General features: G+C 31.4%; 14 protein-coding genes. 11 read left to right on the top strand and 3 right to left on the bottom strand.

Translation table 11 applies throughout. The annotated features are described in order from the left end of the window. Window positions 1-110 precede the first annotated feature (110 nt). Window positions 111-737 carry a Crp/Fnr family transcriptional regulator gene (locus tag AXE80_RS09410; protein ID WP_068826649.1) on the top strand — a complete coding sequence of 209 codons (627 nt, stop codon included), beginning with the start codon at window positions 111-113 and terminating at the stop codon, window positions 735-737. Window positions 738-790: 53 nt separating this feature from the next. On the opposite strand, the gene serB is transcribed toward AXE80_RS09410, so the two are convergent. Next, complete coding sequence (serB, locus tag AXE80_RS09405) at window positions 791-2,029, bottom strand: phosphoserine phosphatase SerB (protein ID WP_068826647.1); 1,239 nt, start codon at window positions 2,027-2,029, stop codon at window positions 791-793. 159 nt (window positions 2,030-2,188) lie between these two features. Between serB and AXE80_RS09400 the strand changes: the two genes are divergently transcribed. The 10 genes from AXE80_RS09400 to AXE80_RS09355 all read left to right on the top strand — a co-directional run bounded on the left by AXE80_RS09400 (window position 2,189) and on the right by AXE80_RS09355 (window position 19,537). Next, a complete protein-coding gene (locus tag AXE80_RS09400; protein ID WP_068826645.1) occupies window positions 2,189-3,886 on the top strand; it encodes a SulP family inorganic anion transporter in 1,698 nt (565 codons plus the stop codon). Between the two features lie 62 nt (window positions 3,887-3,948). Further along, entirely contained in the window at window positions 3,949-5,358 is a 1,410-nt protein-coding gene (locus AXE80_RS09395) for an MBL fold metallo-hydrolase (protein WP_068826643.1), read from the top strand. 3 nt (window positions 5,359-5,361) lie between these two features. Beyond that, window positions 5,362-5,745: a rhodanese-like domain-containing protein gene (locus tag AXE80_RS09390; RefSeq protein WP_068826641.1), complete on the top strand. Its 384-nt coding sequence runs from the start codon at window positions 5,362-5,364 to the stop codon at window positions 5,743-5,745. A gap of 146 nt (window positions 5,746-5,891) precedes the next feature. Further along, window positions 5,892-8,681: a helix-turn-helix and ligand-binding sensor domain-containing protein gene (locus AXE80_RS09385; protein ID WP_083194638.1), complete on the top strand. Its 2,790-nt coding sequence runs from the start codon at window positions 5,892-5,894 to the stop codon at window positions 8,679-8,681. Window positions 8,682-9,044: 363 nt separating this feature from the next. Next, window positions 9,045-12,101 carry a SusC/RagA family TonB-linked outer membrane protein gene (locus AXE80_RS09380; protein ID WP_068826639.1) on the top strand — a complete coding sequence of 1,019 codons (3,057 nt, stop codon included), beginning with the start codon at window positions 9,045-9,047 and terminating at the stop codon, window positions 12,099-12,101. 11 nt (window positions 12,102-12,112) lie between these two features. Beyond that, on the top strand, window positions 12,113-13,591 hold the full coding sequence (locus AXE80_RS09375) for a RagB/SusD family nutrient uptake outer membrane protein (protein ID WP_068826637.1): 1,479 nt from the start codon (window positions 12,113-12,115) through the stop codon (window positions 13,589-13,591). Between the two features lie 75 nt (window positions 13,592-13,666). Further along, complete coding sequence (locus tag AXE80_RS09370) at window positions 13,667-15,142, top strand: hypothetical protein (protein WP_157359384.1); 1,476 nt, start codon at window positions 13,667-13,669, stop codon at window positions 15,140-15,142. 104 nt (window positions 15,143-15,246) lie between these two features. After that, on the top strand, window positions 15,247-16,338 hold the full coding sequence (locus AXE80_RS09365) for a family 16 glycosylhydrolase (RefSeq protein ID WP_068826632.1): 1,092 nt from the start codon (window positions 15,247-15,249) through the stop codon (window positions 16,336-16,338). 165 nt (window positions 16,339-16,503) lie between these two features. Then, a complete protein-coding gene (bglX, locus tag AXE80_RS09360; protein WP_068826629.1) occupies window positions 16,504-18,786 on the top strand; it encodes a beta-glucosidase BglX in 2,283 nt (760 codons plus the stop codon). After that, entirely contained in the window at window positions 18,779-19,537 is a 759-nt protein-coding gene (locus tag AXE80_RS09355; RefSeq protein WP_068826626.1) for a glycoside hydrolase family 16 protein, read from the top strand. Before bglX ends, AXE80_RS09355 begins: the two co-directional genes overlap by 8 nt. A gap of 6 nt (window positions 19,538-19,543) precedes the next feature. On the opposite strand, the gene AXE80_RS09350 is transcribed toward AXE80_RS09355, so the two are convergent. Further along, entirely contained in the window at window positions 19,544-21,205 is a 1,662-nt protein-coding gene (locus tag AXE80_RS09350) for a pseudouridine synthase (RefSeq protein WP_068826623.1), read from the bottom strand. A 99-nt stretch (window positions 21,206-21,304) separates the two neighbouring features. Beyond that, window positions 21,305-22,192 (bottom strand): sterol desaturase family protein, encoded by an 888-nt coding sequence (locus AXE80_RS09345; RefSeq protein ID WP_418382224.1) that lies wholly within the window; start codon window positions 22,190-22,192, stop codon window positions 21,305-21,307. Between the last annotated feature and the right edge of the window lie 87 nt (window positions 22,193-22,279).

The raw sequence follows: 22,279 nt of genomic DNA, 5'->3' as shown, positions 1-22,279 counted from the left end.
TTGTTTTCATCTTTTTATCAAGCAGGGTGTTGAGAAATCATATGTTTTTTAGCAGCTTTACTATAAGTACTAACTTATTTAATACATTTGATAGATATATAATGAACTATATGTTACAAGAACTACAATTACATTACGGACACCTTTTTGAAAAAGAGTTGATTGAAGAAGTAGATAGAGTAGCTACTTTAAAACACGTAGCTGCTGGATCTAAATTAATGGATATAGGGCAATACATTAAATCTATGCCTTTATTAATAGAAGGGGCTATTAAAATTTTAAGAGAAGATGAGGATGGAGATGAGTTGTTGTTGTACTTTTTAGAAAAAGGAGATACTTGCGCAATGACTATGACATGTTGTGTGGGTAATCACAAAAGTGAAATTAGAGCTGTTACAGAGTTAGATACTGTTTTAGTAATGATTCCTGTAGAAAAAATGGAAGAGTGGACAGGAAAGTATAAATCTTGGAGACAGTTTGTTTTTGATAGTTATCACAATAGGTTGATGGAATTATTAGAAACCATAGATAATATCGCTTTTAAAAAAATGGATGAAAGATTGCTAAAATATTTAAAAGACAAAGTTGCCGTTACAGGAAGTTCAGTGATAAAAAGTACTCATCAAGAGATTGCATATGAATTACATACTTCTAGAGTTGTGATTTCTAGGTTGCTTAAAAAGTTAGAGAAAAATAAAGTTTTAATGCTTCATAGAAACTCTTTAGAATTGTTGTAAAACAAAAAAGCTTCTCTTTTAAAGAGAAGCTTTTTTGTTTATGTTGTTTAGAATTATTTGTTTTCTAATTCATCAATATGTCTGTCATGGAATCCTAATAGATAAAGTACACCATCCAATCCTAAACTAGAAATAGAACTTTCTGCACTTTCTTTTACTTTAGGTTTTGCATGGAAAGCAATTCCTAAACCAGCCAAACTTAACATTGGTAAGTCATTAGCTCCGTCACCAACAGCAATAGTTTGGTTGATGTCAATTCCTTCTTTTTGTGCAATTTCTTTTAATAATTCTGCTTTCTTCTTACCATCTACAATTTCTCCTAAATATCCACCTGTTAAGGCACCATCTTTAATTTCTAATTGGTTGGCAAAAACGTAATCAATACCCAATTCTTTCTGTAAATATTCACCAAAATAGGTAAATCCTCCAGATAAAATAGCAGTTTTAAACCCGTAATATTTTAAAGCTTTAAACAATCTGTGAGCTCCTTTAGTAATAGGTAAGTTAATAGCTACATCTTGTAATACATCTTCGCTTAATCCTTTTAACAAAGACATACGTTTTTTAAAACTTTCGTTAAAGTCAATTTCTCCACGCATGGCAGATTCTGTAATGGCAGAAACTTCTTCTCCAACACCTGCTAACTCAGCTAATTTGTCAATTACTTCAGCTTGAATTAAGGTAGAATCCATATCAAAACAAACCAAACGTCTGTTTCTACGATAAATGTTGTCTTCTTGGAAAGCGATATCTACATCTAAATCTCTAGAAATTTGCATGAATTTAGAGGTCAATTGTGCTTTGTTGATGATTTCTCCTCTTACAGACAATTGTACACAAGAACGTGGATAGTCTACAGGTTTTACTAAAGATGTTCTTCCTGTTAAACGTTTAATGGCATCAATGTTTAAACCTAAGTCAGACATTTCTTGAGTTACAGCAGCTACTTGTTTTGCTGCTAAAGATTCTCCTAAAATGGTTACGATATAACGTTGTTTTCCTTGTGCTGCTACCCAACTTTCGTAGTCTTCAAGAGTTACAGGAATAAACTTAACGCTAATTCCTAATTCGTATCCTTTAAATAAAAGATCTTTCAAAACAGGTGCAGCATCGTGTCCTGCTTTTACTTCAAATAAAATACCTAAAGATAAAGTGTCGTGTATATCAGCTTGTCCTATGTCTAATATAACAGCATCATACGTAGCTAAAACAGTGGTTAATCCTGCAGTAACTCCCGGCTTATCTTGTCCAGAAACTTTTAATAAAATAATCTCTTTTTCTGTCTTTGCCATTGTTCAATGTGAATTTATTTTCAAGGCGTAAAAATCGTTAAACTATTGTTCATATAAAAGTATAATAGCTTGTTTTTTTATAAGAAGCTCTTGTTCTGTAACTTTTGTTACTGCCTAGGCTTTTTTATGCCAGTATTTTTGTGATAAATTATAGAATACATGAAGCGCAACTTTCCTTTTTTAATATGGTTACCTACTTATGATACAAAATTTTTAAAAGGAGATGTTTTTGCAGGAATTACGGTTGGAGTTTTGTTAATTCCCCAAGGGATGGCCTATGCCATGATTGCTGGTTTACCACCGGTTTTTGGTTTGTACACAGCGCTAATTCCCCAAATAATTTATGCGCTAATGGGAACTTCTAGGCAATTGTCGGTAGGGCCTGTTGCCATGGATTCTTTATTGGTAGCGTCTAGTTTATCTGCCTTATCTTTAACTGGCTTAGAAAGTTATGTTTCTATGGCTATTTTTTTAGCCTTGTTTACGGGAGCAATTCAAGTGTTGATGGGCTTTTTAAAAATGGGATTTTTTGTTAATTTTTTATCAAAACCTGTTATTAGTGGTTTTACTTCTGCCGTTGCTATAGTGATAGGGTTAAGTCAAGTTAAAAATTTAACAGGTGTATCTAGTGCTACAAATATCATATCAATGCTAAAAGAAGTGCATTTAGTAACACTGGCTATAGGAGTTTCTGCCATTGTTATTATTTTTTTAGTTAAAAAAATCCTACCCAAAATTCCATCAGCTTTATTGGTTGTTTTTTTAGGAATTGTGGTGGTTTATGTTTTTAATTTACATCATTTAGGAGTAGAGATAGTTAAAGAAATTCCAAAAGGATTACCTGTTTTTAAGTGGCCTAGTTTTAATGAGGTTTCTATACTAACATTGGCTCCAATGGCATTAACTCTAGCGTTGGTTGGTTATATGGAAGCCAGTTCTATATCAAAATCGTTAGAAGAAAATATAGATGGTTATCAGGTAGATGCCAATCAAGAATTAAAAGCTATTGGTTTTTCTAATATCATAGGTTCTTTGTTTCAATCTTTTCCCAGTACAGGAGGTTTTGCAAGAACAGCGGTTAATCATCAAGCGGGAGCAAAAACAGGACTTGCCTCTTTAATAGCAGCCTTGGTTGTTGGTTTAACCTTAATGTTTTTTACTCCTTTATTTTATTACTTGCCTATGGCTGTGTTGGCAGCAATGATATTGGTAGCTGTTTTTAATTTGATAGATTTAGAATATCCTAAACACTTATATAAACATCAAAAAGATGAGTTTTTTTTATTACTCATCACTTTTATCATCACTTTGTTTTTGGGGATAACCGAAGGAATTTTAATAGGAGTAGTACTGTCTTTATTATTGGTTATTTACAGATCATCACAACCTCATATTGCTATTTTGGCAAGAATAGAAGGGAGTAATTATTTTAAAAACATAGCCAGATTTACCACAACAAAACAGAGAGAAGATTTGTTAATTATTCGTTTTGATGCGCAACTGTATTTTGGAAACAAAGATTATTTTATAAAAAGGATAAGGCAGTTGATTGAGGAGAAACAAAATACTTTAAAAGCAGTAATTATTAATGCAGAAGCCATTACTTATATTGATAGTAGTGCGAGTGCTATGTTGATAAAATTCATAAAGGAACTAAAAAGCAAAAAAATAAAAATAATGATGACTGGCGCAATTGGACCAACAAGAGATGTTTTGTTTAAAAATGGAATTGTTACTGTTTTAGGAAAAGACAACTTGTTTGTGAGAACTTATGAGGCAGTAGATTGTTTTGATGGTATTATTTGTAAAGATGATTTGCAAAATCAAATTTGTCAGCAAACAAAAACAAACGTGTAACATAAGTTACTGTGGGGTAAAAGGAACCCTTTTAATTTTGTAAATTATAAAATAAAAAGAAAATGAGAGTAGAGCAGATTTATACAGGATGTTTGGCACAAGGTGCTTATTATATAGAGAGTGAAGGAGAAGTAGCTATTATAGATCCTTTAAGAGAAGTACAGCCTTATATTGATTTGGCTCAAAAAAATAATGCTAAAATCAAATACATTTTTGAAACACATTTTCATGCGGATTTTGTGAGTGGACATGTTACGTTATCAAAAAAAACAGGTGCCCCAATTATATACGGAGAAAATGCAAATCCTACTTTTGATGCTATTATAGCTAAAGACCATCAAGAATTTAAATTAGGTAAAATTACTATTGTGGCTTTGCATACACCAGGACATACTATAGAGTCTACCACTTATTTGTTAAAAGATGAACAAGGAAAAAATCATGCTTTGTTTACAGGAGATACTTTGTTTTTAGGAGATGTAGGTAGACCAGATTTGGCACAAAAAGCAGCAAATATGACTCAAGAAGAGTTGGCAGCAACACTTTATCATAGTTTAAGAACTAAAATTATGCCTTTGGAAGATGAGTTGATTATTTATCCTGGACATGGAGCAGGATCTGCTTGTGGAAAAAATTTAAGTAAAGAAACAACAGGAACTTTAGGGGAGCAAAAAGAGACAAATTATGCTTTAAGAGCAGATATGACTCAAGATGAATTTGTAAAAGAAGTAACTAGCGGATTAATGCCACCACCAAAATATTTTCCGTTAAATGTTAAAATGAACAAGGAGGGGTATGAGGATATTGCCGATGTAATTGAGCAAGGAACACATGAGTTGACTCCTGAAGAGCTAGAATTATTAGCTAATGAAGCTGGTGCTTTGGTACTAGATGTTAGATCAGAAAGTGAGTTTGCAAAAGGTCATATTCCTCAATCTATTTTTATTGGTATTGATGGAGGTTTTGCTCCATGGGTAGGGACCTTAATAGGAGATGTTAAACAACCTATTGTTTTGGTAATTCCAGAAGGAAGAGAAGAAGAAACCATTACTCGTTTGTCTAGAGTAGGGTTTGACAATACTTTGGGGTATTTAAAAGGAGGATTTAAGGCATGGTTAAAAGCAGGGAAAGAGTTTGATACTGTAAATCAAATTTTACAACCTCACATAAAAGATACCATTACGGATGAATCTTTGGTTTATGATGTAAGAAAACCATCAGAATATATTTCAGAAAGATTACCTAAAGCGGTGAATACACCATTAGATGATCTTAATAATTACTTAAAAGATTTTCCATCAAAAGAAAACTTTTTTATTCATTGCGCGGGTGGTTATAGAAGTATGATAGCAGCTTCTATTTTAAAAAGTAGAGGAATCCATAATTTTATAGATATTGCAGAAGGATTTTCTGTAATTAAAAAAAGTGGACTAAAAATCACAGATTATGTTTGTCCAACCACTATAAAATAAAAGATGAAAATTATTATTGTATTAGGAATTGTTATTGTAATCGGTTGGATAGTTTTTGGGTATGTTGAATCTCAAAAATTAAAAGAAAATAGGTTAGATTATGTAGCTTTTAAAAAAGGCATAGAAGGTAAAAATATTCAATTAATTGATGTTAGAACCATTGCTGAATATCAAGGAGGTTGTATTAAAAATGCTAAAAACATGGATGTTTTATCCAATCAATTTAAGCAACAAATTAAAACTTTAGACAAAACCAAAGCCACTTATTTATATTGTCGTTCAGGAAAAAGAAGTCAAAAAGCTTTAAAAATAATGATAGATCAGGGATTTGAAAATGTTTTTGATTTAAAAGGTGGATATTTAATTTGGAAGTTAAAACAGCATTAAAAAATTTTGATGAGATAAGTAAAAAAGGCACTTAAAAAAGTGTCTTTTTTTATTCGTAAATCTCTAGTGATGGATAAAACCTTGTGATTTGATTTAGTTGTCCTTTTTTATTTTTTATATTAACTCATTCTTAGGAAAAATATAAAATGAAAATTATCAATTACTTCGTTGCGATTGTCTTAGTTGTGAACTCTTTATATGCACAAGAAATACCACCTATTAGTGTGTATACTTCAAAGGAATATAATGCCGAAAATCAAAACTGGGGAATAAGTCAAGCATCAGACAAACATATTTATATAGCAAACAATAAAGGACTTTTAGAACTTGATGGTTCTTCATGGAAGTTGTATTTATCTCCAAATGAGACTATAGTACGATCTGTTAAAGCTATCAATAATAAGGTGTATATTGGTTTTTATAATGGATTTGGGTATTGGCAAAAAAATGCTCAAGGAGTCTTGGAGTTTACATCCTTGTCTTCGGATATAGATTTACTGGAAGATGAACAGTTTTGGCATATAGAAACTTTGGAAGGTTGGGTTTTGTTTCAGTCTTTACAAAGAATTTATTTATATAATTTAAATACAAAAGAGTTTAAAGTAATTCAATCAGACTCGAAAATAACCTCAATTTATAAAGTTAGAGGTTCTATTTATTATCAAGAACAAGGAAAAGGAGTTTTTAAATTAGAAAAAGGAGTTTCAAAAATAGTTACCAAGGATGATTTGGTTCTTAAACATGATATTGTATCTATTCATGATATTGATAATAAATTAGTTTTTGTAACTACCAATAAAGGATTGTATTATTTAGAAAATGGTTCATTAAAGTTATGGAACACTAAGTTAAACACAGCTGTAAAGGATTATACGTTTTATAGTAGTATTAAGTTAACTGATGATAGTTTGGTGTTGGGAACCATTTCTAATGGAGTAATTTTTTTAGACAGTGTAGGAGCTATTCGTTATGTTATTAATCATGAAAAAGGATTGAGTAATAATACCGTTTTATCTATTTTTCAAGATATTGATCAAAATATATGGTTAGGTTTAGATGATGGAATTAATGCCATTCATATAAACTCTCCTTTTAGAGTTTATAAAAATAATATAGGAGTATTGGGAACAGTGTATACTTCTATTGTGCATGATGATATGCTTTATTTAGGAACCAATCAAGGTTTATTTTTTAAACGAAATAATTCTGATGAAGAATTTTCTTTTGTAGAAAACACAAATGGTCAAGTTTGGACCTTAAAAAAAATAGGCAAAGATTTATTATGTGGTCATAACTTAGGAACATTTCTTATTAATAAAAGTAATGCTACTTTGATCGGAAATGTAATGGGAACATGGAAAATTGAATTGATATCAAAAAATACTTTTGTTCAAGGAAATTATAAAGGACTTTACGTTTTTGAAAAAAAAGAGGGGGCTTGGAGATTGAAAAATAAAATTGAAGGTTTTAATATTTCCAGCAGGTATTTTGAGTTTTTAGATAAGAATACCATTTTTGTGAATCACGAATATAAAGGTGTTTATAAACTATTGGTAAATGACGATTATACTAAAATATCTAATGTTTCTATTTTAATATCTACAGGAAAAGGAATTCACTCTGCTTTGTTAAAATATAAAGGAGACATACTTTACTCATATAAACAAGGGGTTTATAAGTATAATTTAAAAGAAGATGGCTTTGTAAAAGATGATTTATTATCTAAGTATACAATCCCAGAGAATTATAGTACTGGAGTTTTAATAAATATGCCAATGGATAATAAACTCTGGGGATTTTCTAAAAAAAATATTACTTATATAGAGCAAGGAGTGTTGAGCGCAAAACCAATTGTAAAAAACATTTCTATTCCTTTTAAGCTTAGAAAAGGAGCTTCTGGTTTTGAAAATATTTGTAAAATATCTCAAAACAAATATTTAATAGGAACATCTAATGGGTATATCACATTAAAGTTAAATGGTGTAAATCAAAATAAATCGTCACAAGTTGTAATTAATCAAATAAAGAATGCAACGTTAACAGGTACCCCAAAGAATGTGAATTTATTAGAAAGTGGTGTTTTTGATAATGATGAGAACAATTTTGAATTTATTTGTAGTGTACCAATTTATGATAAGTTTTCTCAAGTAGAGTATCAATACCAATTAGAGGGGTTAAGTAGTATATGGAGTGAATGGAGACCTAATAGTAATGTGTTTTTTGAAAACCTACCTTTTGGTACTTATCAATTTAAAATTAGAGCTAAAGTAAATGGAGTTTTAACTCATAACACAGCTACTTATGGTTTCAAAATAGGAAAGCCTTGGTATATATCAACGCTTATGCTTTCTGTTTATTTATTATTTATTGTTGGTTTTTCCGTTTTTATGCATACTATGTACACAAGGTATTATACAAAGCAAAGAGAAAGATTACTTTCTAGAAAGCAACAAGAGTTTGAATTGGAGAAATTAGAAAATGAACAAAAATTAACCTTGTTAGAAAAAGAAAAGTTAGAAGTTGATGTTGAAATAAAAAATAAAGAGTTGGCAGGCTCTACTATGAATTTAATTAAGAAAAATGAATTGCTTAACACTATAAAAGGTGAGTTGTTAAAAGGTGGACAAAAAAATATAAATACTGTTATTAAGATTATTGATAAAAATTTAAATCATACGGATGATTGGAAAGTTTTTGAAGAAGCTTTTAACAATGCAGATAAAGATTTTACAAAAAAAATAAAGGATCTACATCCGTCATTAACATCAAATGATTTAAGATTATGTGCCTACTTAAGATTAAATCTTTCTTCAAAAGAAATAGCTCCTTTATTAAATATTTCATCTAAAAGTGTTGAGGTAAAAAGATACAGACTAAGAAAGAAAATGAATCTTGAGAATGATGAAAATTTAACGGATTATATATTAAAAATTTAATATCACTAAATCAACAACCTAATTTTGAATAAACCCCTGAATATTTACAAAATATTCAGGGGTTTTCTTTTTTGTATAATAGATCTTTCTCTACAAAAAAATTCAAATTAGTCTTTTCGGAGCGCATAATTCAGTAAAGACCGATGTAGTAGTGTTTGTTTTAGCACTACAATAGTGTATTTTACCCATACAAGACCACTACATTTTGTTTTTTTATAGATTTAAACTGTTCTTGAGGCTAAGTAAAACCTACCACTTTTAATTTTTTATTGCAGTGTATGTTTTTTGTAGTGGGTGTTTTTAGTGAATTAATAATAATGTGTGCGTAGTTTTGAGATAAACGTAATCTAAACTATTGTACTGATGAAAAAATATATAATTCTAATCCCTTTATTATTAATATCACTAGTGAGTTTTTCTCAAACTAGAACTGTTAGTGGTATTGTAACTAATATAGACACTGGAGAAGCTCTACCAGGTGTTAGTATTTTAATAAAAGGTACTACTAATGGTACTTATTCTAATTTTGACGGTGAGTATAGTCTTTCAAATGTTAGTGCTGAACAAATTATAGAGATAAGCTATTTAGGGTTTGAAAGTAAAGAAGTTTTAGCTAATCGAGCATCTATAAATATTCAGTTAAAAGAAAATGTTCAAGAATTAGATGGAGTTGTATTAATTGGATATGGATCTCAAATAATTAAGGAGGTTACAGGAGCTGTAACTATTGTTGATAGTGAAGCGATTGAAAAAATAAAACCAACCAGAGTTGAAGAGGCATTACAAGGGCAAGCGGGAATCAGTGTAACTCCTTCATCTGGTTCGCCAGGATCAGCACCAAAAATTAATATTCGTGGTATATCAACTAATGGAGATAGTAGACCTTTAATATTATTAGATGGAGCAGTTATAGAAGATTTGAGTGTTGTAAACCCTTCAGATATTGCCTCTATGAGTGTGATTAAGGATGCAACAGCAGGTATTTATGGAGTAAGAGGAGCAAACGGAGTAATTCTAATAACGACCAAGTCAGGTCGTAAAAATTCAGATTTAAAATTCAGATTTGATGCCTATACGGGAATACAGCAAACCACAAAAAAAATGGATTTGTTACAACCTAGAGATTATGCCATTTTAGTTAATGAAGCAGCAGCTAATGGAGGAGACTCTCCGGTGTTCACATTGTATCCTACAACAGGAACAGACTGGCAAGATCAAGTGTTTAAAAATGCCCCAATATCAAGTGTTAATTTTGGTTTAAATGGAGGAACTACAAAATCTAATTATGATTTTAGTATATCCCATTTAACACAGGATGGTATTGTAGGTGGAGATAAATCAAACTTTAATAGATCAACAGCTAGGCTAAACTATTCTATTGATTTAGTAAAGAATTTAAAATTATCAACAACTACAACTTATATCAATACCAACAGAAAAATATTGTCAGAAAATGCATTGGGTTCAGTTTTATTTAATGCATTAAGTGCTCCACCTCAATTATTAGTAAGAGATACTAATGGAGATTATACCAAATTACCAAACACAGGTTTAGGAATTGAGGTTGTTAATCCATTGGCTCAAATAGAAAATACATATAACCAATCTCAAGTAAATAAAATTTCAGGAAGTTATGGGTTGAATTATAGGTTTTTAGAATATTTCCAAGCAGAATCTAACATACAGTTGAATTATGCAGATGTTAGAGGTAAAAGTTATTTTCCAGAATTATTTTATGGGTCAGGAAAAGTATTTAATACTGTTTCTAGTGAAGCTGAATTAACAGATGATGTAAATAGTGCCACCGTAGATGAGTCAGGTACAGTTTATAAAGATTATACTTTTGATGCTTTTATTAAATATGAAAGAAAATTTGATAAACATGATATTAAAGCTTTGTTAGGAACCTCAATTTTTAAAACAGTAGGAGTAAATCTTTACAATAAAAAAGGGTATGCTCCAACGGGTAACACTTTAAAGAGTGCTAGTGTAGAAAACTCTGCTACAGTAGATGATAACTTAGCAATAAACAACACTCCTAAAATTTCTTTTGATAGTAGATTGTTATCATACTTTACTCGTATTCAGTATGCTTATGATGGTAAGTATTTAGCTTCAGCAGTATTAAGAAGAGATGGTTCTACCAATTTTGGTCCTAAAAATAAATTTGGTTTTTTTCCAACAGCATCAGTAGGTTGGGTAGTTTCAGAAGAAGATTTTATGAAGGATGTTAGCTTTATAAATCTTTTAAAATTAAGAAGTAGTTATGGTGTTTTAGGAAATGATAGAATTGGAGCTTATGGATTTGTTTCTCTTTTAGATGGAGAAGGAGTGTATGTTTTAGATAACGCTTTAACTTATGGAAAAACAATTGGAAAATTATCAAATCCAGAAATTAGATGGGAAAAGCAAAAACCATTTGACATTGCTATTGATTTAGGGTTGTTTGATAAAATAGATATTACAGTAGATTACTTCAATAAAAAAACAGAAGACTTATTAGTAACACCACAAGTGTCAGGAATATTAGGAGTATATGCACCTGGTTCTGGGGCCCCAACAATTAATGCAGGTACAGTAGAGAACAAAGGGTTTGAATTCTCTATAGGATATAACGAGAAAATTTCAGAGGACTTTAACTTCAATGTAAAATATAATATCACCTCATTAAAAAATGAAGTATTGTTTGTGGGTAGTGATACCGGAGTGTTAGAGTCAGGTTCTTTTGGAGTTGGACAAGACCCAATTGCAAGAATGGAAGCAGGTAAACCAATTGGTTATTTCTATGGTTATAAAACCAATGGTGTATTTCAAACTCAAGCAGAAATAGATGGTGCCCCAATTCAATTAGATGCAGAGCCAGGAGATTTACGCTTTGTAGATGTAAGTGGAGATGGAAAGATTGATGCAGATGATAAAACAGATTTGGGAAATCCTATTCCAGATTTTACAATGGGGTTTAATATGTCCGTTGATTATAAGAATTTTGATTTTAGCTTATATGCTTTTGCATCATTAGGAAACGATATAGTAAGAGATTATGAAAGAAACCTCCCCTTGGTTAATAGACCAACATATTTCTTAGATAGGTGGACGAGTGAAGGGACTAGCAATTCTTTCCCTCGTGTAACCACCGAAGCTACACAAAACTCATTGTTTTCAGATTTTTATGTAGAAGATGGATCGTATCTAAGATTACAAAATATTCAATTAGGTTATACAGTTCCAGAAAGTCTAACTACAAAAATAAAGTTAGATAAAGTTAGGCTATACGCATCAGCAACCAATTTATTAACACTAACAAATTACAGAGGATATGATCCTACGGCATCTACAGGAGAGCCAATAGGAGGAGGTATTGATAGAGGATTCTATCCAACTCCAAAAACATTTTTTGTAGGTGTAAATGTTAATTTCTAAAAAATAAACTCATGAAAAATATAACTATAAAAATACTAGCGGTTATAGCAACGTCTTTATTTGTTGCTTGTAGTGATGACTTTGTAGATGTTGAATCTCAAGTTATAAACTCAGAAAATTATTTTAACACAGAACAAGATTATCAAGATGCATTAATAGGAGCTTATGATATATTACAATCCACCTACTTAAATGTAATGTTGGGTGAAATAGCCTCAGATAATACATTGGCAGGAGGAGAAAGTGCTAATGATGTTATAGGGATTCAAGAAGTAGATGACATGGTTCATACTTCATCAAATCAACAACTGAGAGATATTTTTGGATGGATGTTTGGAGGTGTAAATAGAGCAAATTATATTTTAGAGTTTCAAGATAAAATAGATTTTGCAAACAAACCTGTAGTTTTAGCTGAAGCAAGATTCCTAAGAGCCTATTATTATTTTGAATTGGTAAAATGGTTTGGTGATGTGCCTTTGGCAGTAGACAAAAGAATTCTTTTTGGAGAAGAAATTTCTATTGATAGAACTCCTAAAGCACAAGTTTATGCGCAAATTGAAACAGATTTACTTTTTGCTGTTAACAATTTACCAGTCATTCAGTCACAGGTTGGTAGAGCTACCAAAGGAGCAGCACAAGCTTTATTAGGTAAGGCATATTTGTATCAAAATAAATTTACAGAAGCAGCTACTGTTTTAGAAGATCTAATTACTACGGGGCCTTACGACTTAGTTGCTGATTACAATACCATTTTTGAACATGCAGGAGAGAATAACATAGAATCTGTTTTTGAGGTTCAATATACAGAACTAGAAGGTGCCTCATTTGATTGTTTGCAATGTAGTGAGGGAAATATAGCTGTTGGTTTTAATGGGATTAGAGAATACGTAGGGCCGTTATTTACCTCTGGTTTTAGTTTTAATGTACCAACTCAAGAGGTCGTTAATGCTTTTGAAGCTGATGATAACCGTAAAGATGTAGCTATTTTAGATATTGTTCAATGGGCATCAGATAACGCTAGTGTTACTTACGGAACAGGGTATGAACATACAGGATATTTTAACAGAAAATACATTCCAAGGTTAAGAGGACCAAACGCTACAGGAGATAGAAACTTAACCAATCCCAATAATTACAGAGCTATTCGTTTTGCTGATGTACTGTTAATGGCTGCCGAAGCAAACAATAGAGCAATACCTAGTAATGATCTTAAAGCTCAGAGTTATTTAAATAGAGTAAGAAGACGTGCTTTTGGAGATTTATTACACGATGTGGTACTTACTGGAGCAGCTTTAACAGATGCTATATATGCAGAAAGAAGGGTTGAATTGGTGGGAGAAGGACATAGGTTTTTTGACTTGGTAAGAACAGGAAAGGCAGCTACAGAAATTACAGGTTTTACAGCAGGGAAAAACGAAGTCTTTCCAATACCTCTAATAGAAATTAAGTTAGCAGGAAACAGATGGTCACAAAACCCTAATTACAATTAAAAAAATAAAACAAACTCTATGAGTTATTAGCTATAGAGTCAATATAATTAAAATGTTAAACTAAAAAAATAAGAAATGATGAAACTATTAAAAAAAGGAAAGTACGTGCTTTTAGCGTTAAGTATTATTGCATGTTCAAAAGACGAAGACGTGGCTGGATCAAGTTCAGCAAGTATTACAAATTTAACTTTTACCTCTGTGTCGGTAGATGATACAGGTAAGGTTGTGGGAGTAACTCCTACATCAACAGGTGGTACAAACACAGTCTATACAGTAGATTTTGGAGATGCAAATGCAATAGGTGATGCTGATATTAAGCAAACAAGTGGGCCCCAAGTTACTTATGAATATCAGGCAACTACAGCAACCTACGATATTAAAGTAACAGCAGTTGCAGATAATGCAGATGAAGTATCTGTAACAAAACAACATACAGTAACTTTTGAGGCTGGAGTTTCTTTAGCAGATTTTGAGGATGAAGCTAGTTTAAATTTAAGAGATGATAGAGATAATGATGGAGTTACAATTGAAGTAGAGACTAAAAATGGTAAAGACGGAACCCCATCAAAAGTAGGTGTAGTGACAAGTAAAGGAGACCTTTACGAAGCATTTATAGTTAATAGGTCAAAGCATGTTGATGTAACTTCAAAAAGTATCATTACTATGGATTTCTATCAAGAAACAGCAGCTGAAATTCCTGTATTAATGAAATTAGGAGGTGCAAGTATTGATGGAGGATTTGATATTGAGGTATTAGCAACAACTACTGCTACATCGGGTTGGCAAACATTATCTTTTGATTTTTCAAAAGATGCAACTAACAGTTTCCCAAATCATGAAACTACTACAATTACATTAGATCAGTTTCAAAGTTTAATTGTATTTATTGGTTTTGCCGAAACAACAACAGGAACTTTTTATGTAGATAATATTACAGGAGGTGGTTTAGGTTTAGATGTGCCAGATACAGATAATGATGGTGTTATAGATTCAATAGATAAGTGTGTAAATACACCTGGAACAGTGGCAAATGGTGGGTGTCCTGAGGAAACAGACCCAGTGGATGCACCAACTGCACCAACCAAGTCTGCAGCAGATGTCATCTCATTATATAGTGATGCTTATACAGATGTTTCTGTAGATACATGGAAAACTGACTGGTCAGTATCTAACTATGAAGAGAAAACAATTGCAAGTAACCCTGTAAAATTATACACATCTTTAAGTTATGCTGGTGTTGAAACAACTAGCGCAACGATAGATGCTTCTACAATGACTCATGTACATATTGATATATGGTCAAGTAACGCTACGGAGTTTGGATTAAAAATAGTAGACTTTGGGGCTGATGGAGCTTTTGATGGAGGAGATGACACAGAAGGGGCTAAAACAATTACTGGTTTTGCAAATGGTAGCTGGGTTTCTTTTGATTTTCCTTTAAGTGATTTTCCTGGATTGGTTAATAAAGGACATTTAGCTCAATACATTATTACAGCATTACCTAATGGTGAAGCAAGTGTATTTATAGATAATTTTTATTTCTATAAATAATATTTAACAAGCATAAACCTCACTCATTCAAATAATGATGAGTGAGGTTTATTATTAAAATAACTATTAGTTAAGGCACATAGAACCTGTAAAATAGATACATAATGAATAAACTTTTACAAAATATAGGAATATTAGGATACATGTTTTATTTACTTGTTGCTTGTTCTAGTAGTAATAATGAGAATATTGATAATGGAGGAGACACAAACGGAGTCCCAAAAGATTTAATAATTACAACTTTAATTTCAGGAGCAACCATAGAAAGTCCTGAGGGAGATGGTTCTGGATTGGTCAATTTTACTTTGTCAGCAACCGATGCAGTTTCTTATAAAATAACTTTTGGAGATAATACAGAAGTGACATCTGCAACAGGAGTAATTTCACATACCTACAATGAAAAAGGGAGTAATAATTATTTAGTAACTGTTTTAGCCTATGCAGAAAACGGAAGTTTTATAAGTGAATTTATAAAAATCAATGTTTTAGTTGATGAAAATGTTTTGACTTTGGTTTGGTTAGAAGATTTTGATGTAGATGGAAAACCAAATACAGATAATTGGGATTATGAAATTGGACGAGGTAATGGTGGTTGGGGAAATAATGAAGCTCAATATTATACTGCACGAAGTAGTAACGCTTTAATTAGTAATGGGATTTTAAAAATTACGGCAAAAAAAGAAAATTACTACGGTGCAGATTACACATCAGCTAGAAAAGTAACTAGAGGGAAATTTGAATTTAAATATGGTGTGATTGAAGTAAGAGCAAAATTGCCTAGTGGAGGTGGAACTTGGCCTGCAATCTGGATGTTAGGGGCTAATTTTGAAGCTGTTGGTTGGCCTAGTTGTGGAGAAATTGATATGATGGAGCATGTAGGTAATGATCAAAATAGAATACATGGAACATTACATTATCCTGATAATTATGCCGGAAATGCTAATACTAATAGTACTATTATACCAGATGTTTCTACAGAGTTTAAAATTTATAAAACCATTTGGAATGAAAGTGAAATTAAGTTTTATACAGATGATCTTCTTATTCATTCGTTTTCAAATAGTTCATCAGTGCCTTTTAATCATCCATTTTATATGATTTTAAATGTTGCAATGGGTGGTTCTTTCGGAGGACAAATAGATCCAGGTTTTACTGAATCATCAATGGAAATAGATTACATCAAAGTATATCAATAAAATCATAAATGTTTGTTTAGTAAAGTTTTTATATGTGGTAAAGGTGTTTTAAACCTTTGCTACACATAAAAAATAATTCAATAAGAATTTAAAAAAAATATAATGATGATAACGATATCTCGTGTAGCATTTCTAAAAAATAATAATACTTGTAAAATTAGAAATATGAAAAATTTTATAAAATCAGTAAGCGTTTTCATAGTCATGTTAAGCATGTTTTCATGTAAACAGAATGGTGAATTTGCTTATAAAAATAAAGCATTGACTATAGATGAAAGAGTAGAAGATTTGATGTCGAGAATGACTCTCGAAGAGAAAATAGGTCAAATGAATCAATACAATGGTTTTTGGAATGTAACAGGACCTTCTCCAATTCAAGGAGACGCTGCTAAAAAATATAAAGATCTGCGTAAAGGTTATGTGGGGTCTATGTTAAACGTAAGAGGGGTAGATGAGGTAAGTGCTGTACAAAAAATTGCTGTAGAAGAAACTAGATTGGGAATTCCATTAATCATAGGGTTTGATGTAATTCACGGTTACGAAACCATGAGTCCAATTCCATTAGCAGAAGCTGCAAGTTGGGATTTAGAAGCAATTAAAAAATCAGCTGAAATGGCTGCTTTAGAAGCCTCATCGGTAGGAATTAACTGGACTTTTGCACCAATGGTAGATGTGTCTAGAGATGCTCGTTGGGGGCGTGTGATGGAAGGTGCTGGGGAAGATACTTATTTAGGAAGTAAAATTGCTTATGCAAGAGTTAAAGGTTTTCAAGGAGATGATTTATCAAAAGAAAATACAATAGTAGCTTGTGCAAAACATTTTGCAGGATATGGTTTTGCAGAATCAGGTAGAGATTATAATACAGTAGATGTAGGAACATCAACTTTATATAATATTATTTTTCCTCCATTTCAGGCGAGTATTGATGCTGGGGTAAAAACATTTATGAATTCTTTTAACGAATTAAATGGGGTGCCAGCTACAGGAAATAAGTTTTTACAACGTGATATTTTAAAGAGAGATTGGAATTTTGGTGGCTTTGTAGTTTCAGACTGGGGATCTATCTCAGAAATGATAGCTCATGGTCATGCGGAGAATTTAAAACAAGCTGCAGAAATAGCAGCCAATGCGGGTTCAGATATGGATATGGAGTCTTATGCTTATGTTGATGAATTAGCCAATTTGGTAAAAGAAGGAAAAGTAAAAGAAGCTTTAATTGATGATGCTGCAAAAAGAATTTTAAAGGTAAAGTTTGAATTGGGTTTGTTTGATGATCCATATAAGTATTGTAATAAAGAGCGTGAAGAAAAAATATTAGGGAGTCAAGAGGTGATGGATGCTTCTTTAGATATGGCTAAAAAATCAATTGTGTTATTAAAGAATCAAAATCAACTATTGCCGTTAAAAAAACAAGGACAAAATATAGCGGTGATAGGAGCATTGGCAAACGATAAAACAAGTCCTTTGGGAAGTTGGAGGATTGCAGCAAAAGACAGTACAGCAGTATCTGTTTTAGAGGGATTGCTGGCTTATAAAGGGAATAAAATCACATATGCAAAAGGAACAGATGTTGCTATAGGAATCCCAGATTTTATAACAGAAGTTAAAATTAATACTACTGATAAAAGTGGTTTTTTAGAAGCGAAAACAGTAGCTAAAAAGGCAGATATAGTGGTTATGGTTTTAGGAGAACACGGTTTTCAAAGTGGAGAGGGCCGTAGTAGAACAGATCTTGGTTTGCCTGGTTTACAACAAGAGCTATTAGAAGAAGTTTATAAAATAAACCCAAATATTGTTTTGGTTTTAAACAATGGTAGACCTTTAACATTAGGTTGGGCAGATGCACATATTCCATCAATTTTAGAATGTTGGCAACTAGGAACACAAAGCGGAAATGCAATTGCTCAAGTTTTATATGGTGAATACAACCCTAGTGGAAAACTACCTATGAGTTTTCCTAGAAATGTAGGACAAGTACCGTTATATTACAATTATAAAAATACGGGTAGACCTACGTTACCAGGAAAAGATGTGGTTTTTTGGTCTCATTATCAAGATGAAAAAAACAGTGCTTTATATCCTTTTGGTCACGGGTTGAGCTATACAGAGTTTGCCTATGAAAACTTAAAAATAAAACAAAAAGGAAATAAGGTTTTGGTAAAAGTTGATGTAAAGAATATAGGAAAGGTAAATGGAAAAGAGGTGGTACAATTGTATATTAGAGATGTTTTTGCTAGTATAACTAGACCTGTTAAGGAATTAAAAGGATTTGAGATGATTTCTTTAGCACCAAATGAAGAAAAAACCATAGATTTTACTTTATCAGATAAAGAACTAGGTTTTTATGATAATCAAGGAGCTTTTATAGTTGAGCCTGGGAAGTTTAAAGTTTTTATAGGGGGTAGCTCTAAAACAGTAATTGAAACAAGTTTTGAAATTTATGAATAAGTTATTTTTATATAGTTGTTTGTTGTTTTTAGTCATATCAAGTTATGGCCAAGGAAAAATTATTTTTCAGGATGACTTTAATCAATCAGAATTAGATACCACTTATTGGAATTATGAGTTAGGTGATGGTTGTCCTACTTTGTGTGGGTGGGGAAATGAAGAATCTCAATGGTATCAAAAAGAAAACATAAAAGTAAAAGATGGTTTTTTACATATCAAAGCATCTAAGGTAAACGAACAATATTTTTCAGGAAAAATCACCACAAAAGATAAAGTATCATTTAAATACGGAACAATTGAGGTGAAAGCGAAAGTTCCTAATGGGAAAGGTTTATGGCCTGCTGCTTGGTTATTAGGATCTGATATTAGTGAAGTAGGTTGGCCAGCTTGTGGCGAAATAGATATGTTAGAGTATTTAGGAAGGGATCCTAATTATTTATATACTTCTTTACATACTCCTGATAGTCATGGGGAAACTATTAATACCAAAAGAACTTTTGTGAAAGGTATTGATAAAGGTTTCCATATTTATAAAACCATATGGACTAAAGAGGCTATTATTTTTTACGTGGATGATATATTGTTGTATACTTTTTCACCACAAATTAAGAATGATAAAGTTTGGCCATATAACAAACCTTTTTATTTGATTTTAAATTTAGCTATTGGAGGTAAGTTTGGAGGGAAAGATATTGATGATACTGCTCTTCCGGAAGAATTTATTGTAGATTATATTAAAATAACCCAATAATCAGCATTAAAAATCAGCTTTGGCTTTAAATTCAATTTTTTCTTTGGTAACAGGATGAGTTAAAGAAATATGCTCTGCGTGTAAATACAATCTATCGGATTTAGAACCATATAAATCATCACCAATAATAGGAGTGTTTAGTCCTTTTGGATGTGAGGCATGAACTCTTAATTGATGGGTTCTACCAGTAACAGGATAAAAGTAAATTTTAGTTTTATTATCGTCAACATGGTTGAGAACCTTCCAAAGTGTTTTGGCAGGTTTTCCATGTTCATAACAAACCAATTGTCTTGGTCTGTCATCTATATCCAAACGCAAGGGTAATTCAATAGTTCCTTTTTTCTCTTTAACAATTCCATCTAGTAAAGCTAGGTAGCGTTTTTTTACTTGCCTTTTAATAAATTGTCTTTGTAAATTTTCATGAGTGTCTTTGTCTAAAGCAATTAGCATAATTCCAGAAGTAGACATGTCTAGCCTGTGAACAATAAGAGGACCAGTTGCATTAGGATATTTTTGTTTGATGCGTAAATAAACAGAATCATTAATAGTTTTTCCTGGGACTGATAAAAATTCAGCAGGTTTATTTACCACCACCATATATTCATCTTCGTATAAATATTCTAATTCTTTTCCAATTGCAGGATTGTTAAGTAAAGGATTTACTTCTAATTCCATATCAGAGAGCATGTGTCCTAAAATTGGTTTACACTTTCCTTGGCAAGCAGGGTAAAATTGACCATGTTTTCTAATTTCAGAATTTGGAGCTTTTCCCCACCAAAATTCTGCCATACAAATAGGGGTTAAGTTATTGGCAAAAGCATATTGTAATAGCTTTGGGGCAGCACATTCTCCTGCAGCAGCTGGTGGAATTTTTAAAGGAGTTTCTTTAAAAATATCTAACAAATTTTTGGTGTCACCTTTTTTGTTTAAAAATTGGTATTGATTAAAAAGATATTGCTGTAAAGCGTTAGATTGTTCTTTTCTAATTTTTTTTAATTGATGAATTTTTGATTCAAAAACAGCTACGTCGTTTTTTAAATCAGCAATTTTTTTATCCCAAAAAATGGTTAAGTCTCTCTTTTTTAATTTAGATAAAATACTTTGCTGGTCTAATGCTTTTAATTTTTCTTTTAAAAAATCACCATTAAATTCTTCTTCAAACGCTAGTCTTTGCTGCTTTCTAGCTTTTTTGGCCGAAATCATTTCCTGTCTTAAAGACTCTTTTTCATCAATGGCATTTTGTTGAGCTTTAGAAAGTATTTCAAGACTATTTTTATAAGATTCTGCTTGTTCTAAGTCGTTTATTTGTTGAGTTAAAATATTTAATTTTTCCTCTTCTATTTTGTAATATCCATCTAAAGGAAGCATATCAAAAATAGGGGGGATAAAATAATGATGGATGTTGGTATCAGCTAATTTTCCTGATACAGCAGCAATAAATCCAATACTTTTGTGTAAATCTTTTACAACTAAAACTCCAAACATTTTTCCTGTTTCAGAAAAGTTATGTTCAAAATCTTTTTGATAAGTTAAATATTCTTGCAGTTGTTCTGCAGCCAATATACTTAACGGATGGGGTTCGTAGTAAAATGGATAGGTAAACTTTTTAGGAATAGAGATTCCTGTAATATTTTGTTTAAAAAAATGTAAATGCTTGGATGTAGACATGGTGCTGTCAAAAAAAATATACAAGCAAAGATACTTATTAAATTAAAAGGTTTATGGCACAATTACTACAAACCTTTTAGCGTGATATAAATTTAGTTGTTATCTAAAATTAGGCTTGTCTTTTTTTAATTTTACAAAACCATATAAGAATTGCTGACTAAATTTTTGAGGGATTTTATCATCTCCTTCAAATCCTAGTTTTAAATATTTATCAACCTTTGGAAGGTAATTTGTTCTAAAAATATAATCCCAAATACTTAAACTTATTCCATAATTAACTCCATGTTTTTTGTTTTCTGGAAGTTCGTATGCATGATGATATAAGTGCATCACAGGGTTGTTAAGTATATATTTTAAAGGTCCCCAAGTAATGTTTAAGTTGGAATGATTAAGGTGTCCTATAACAATAGCTGTAAAATGTACAATATAGGCTTGCTCTGGCTCAAAACCACCAATAAGCATAATGGCAAAAGTTTTTAGTGGCTTATAAAGAATGTTTTCCATCCAGTGGTAACGCAAATGTGCTGCAAACCCCATTTCTTTTGTACTATGGTGTATTTGATGGAATTTCCAAAACCAAGGGACTCTGTGTAAAATAATATGGGTAATCCATTGCAAAAAATCACTTAATACAAAAAAGATGATTAATTGTTGATAAGGATTAAAATGATCAAGATTTATTAAGGTAAAACTTTTCATTGTAACACCATATTCATTAGCTTTATTACCAACCAAGGCATAAACTCCATTAATAACTATAGCGAAAATGAAAAAGTTAAAAAACATGTAGAAAAAATCTATATCAAAATCTTTTCTAAAAATGCTTTGACGTTTTCTCCAAGGAACAAAAACCTCTAACAACCAAATAGAGAATGAAATAATAATTAAGCCCCAAAAATAATTTTGATACCATGGTGTACGTAAAGCCACCATATTAATAATCCAGTAAATTGTGTTGTTAAAACTGTTAAAAAAAATATCCATCATGATTAAATAATCGTAGTTTGTTAGGTGTAACAAATGTTACCTATGAATATTAGGGGATGGAGTATATTTGTGGGCAAATTTATGTAT

The sequence above is a fragment of the Wenyingzhuangia fucanilytica genome (assembly GCF_001697185.1).
GTDB lineage: Bacteria > Bacteroidota > Bacteroidia > Flavobacteriales > Flavobacteriaceae > Wenyingzhuangia > Wenyingzhuangia fucanilytica.
The sequence above is the reverse complement of the archived record's forward strand: the minus strand, read 5'-3'. Positions and strand labels throughout refer to the sequence as shown.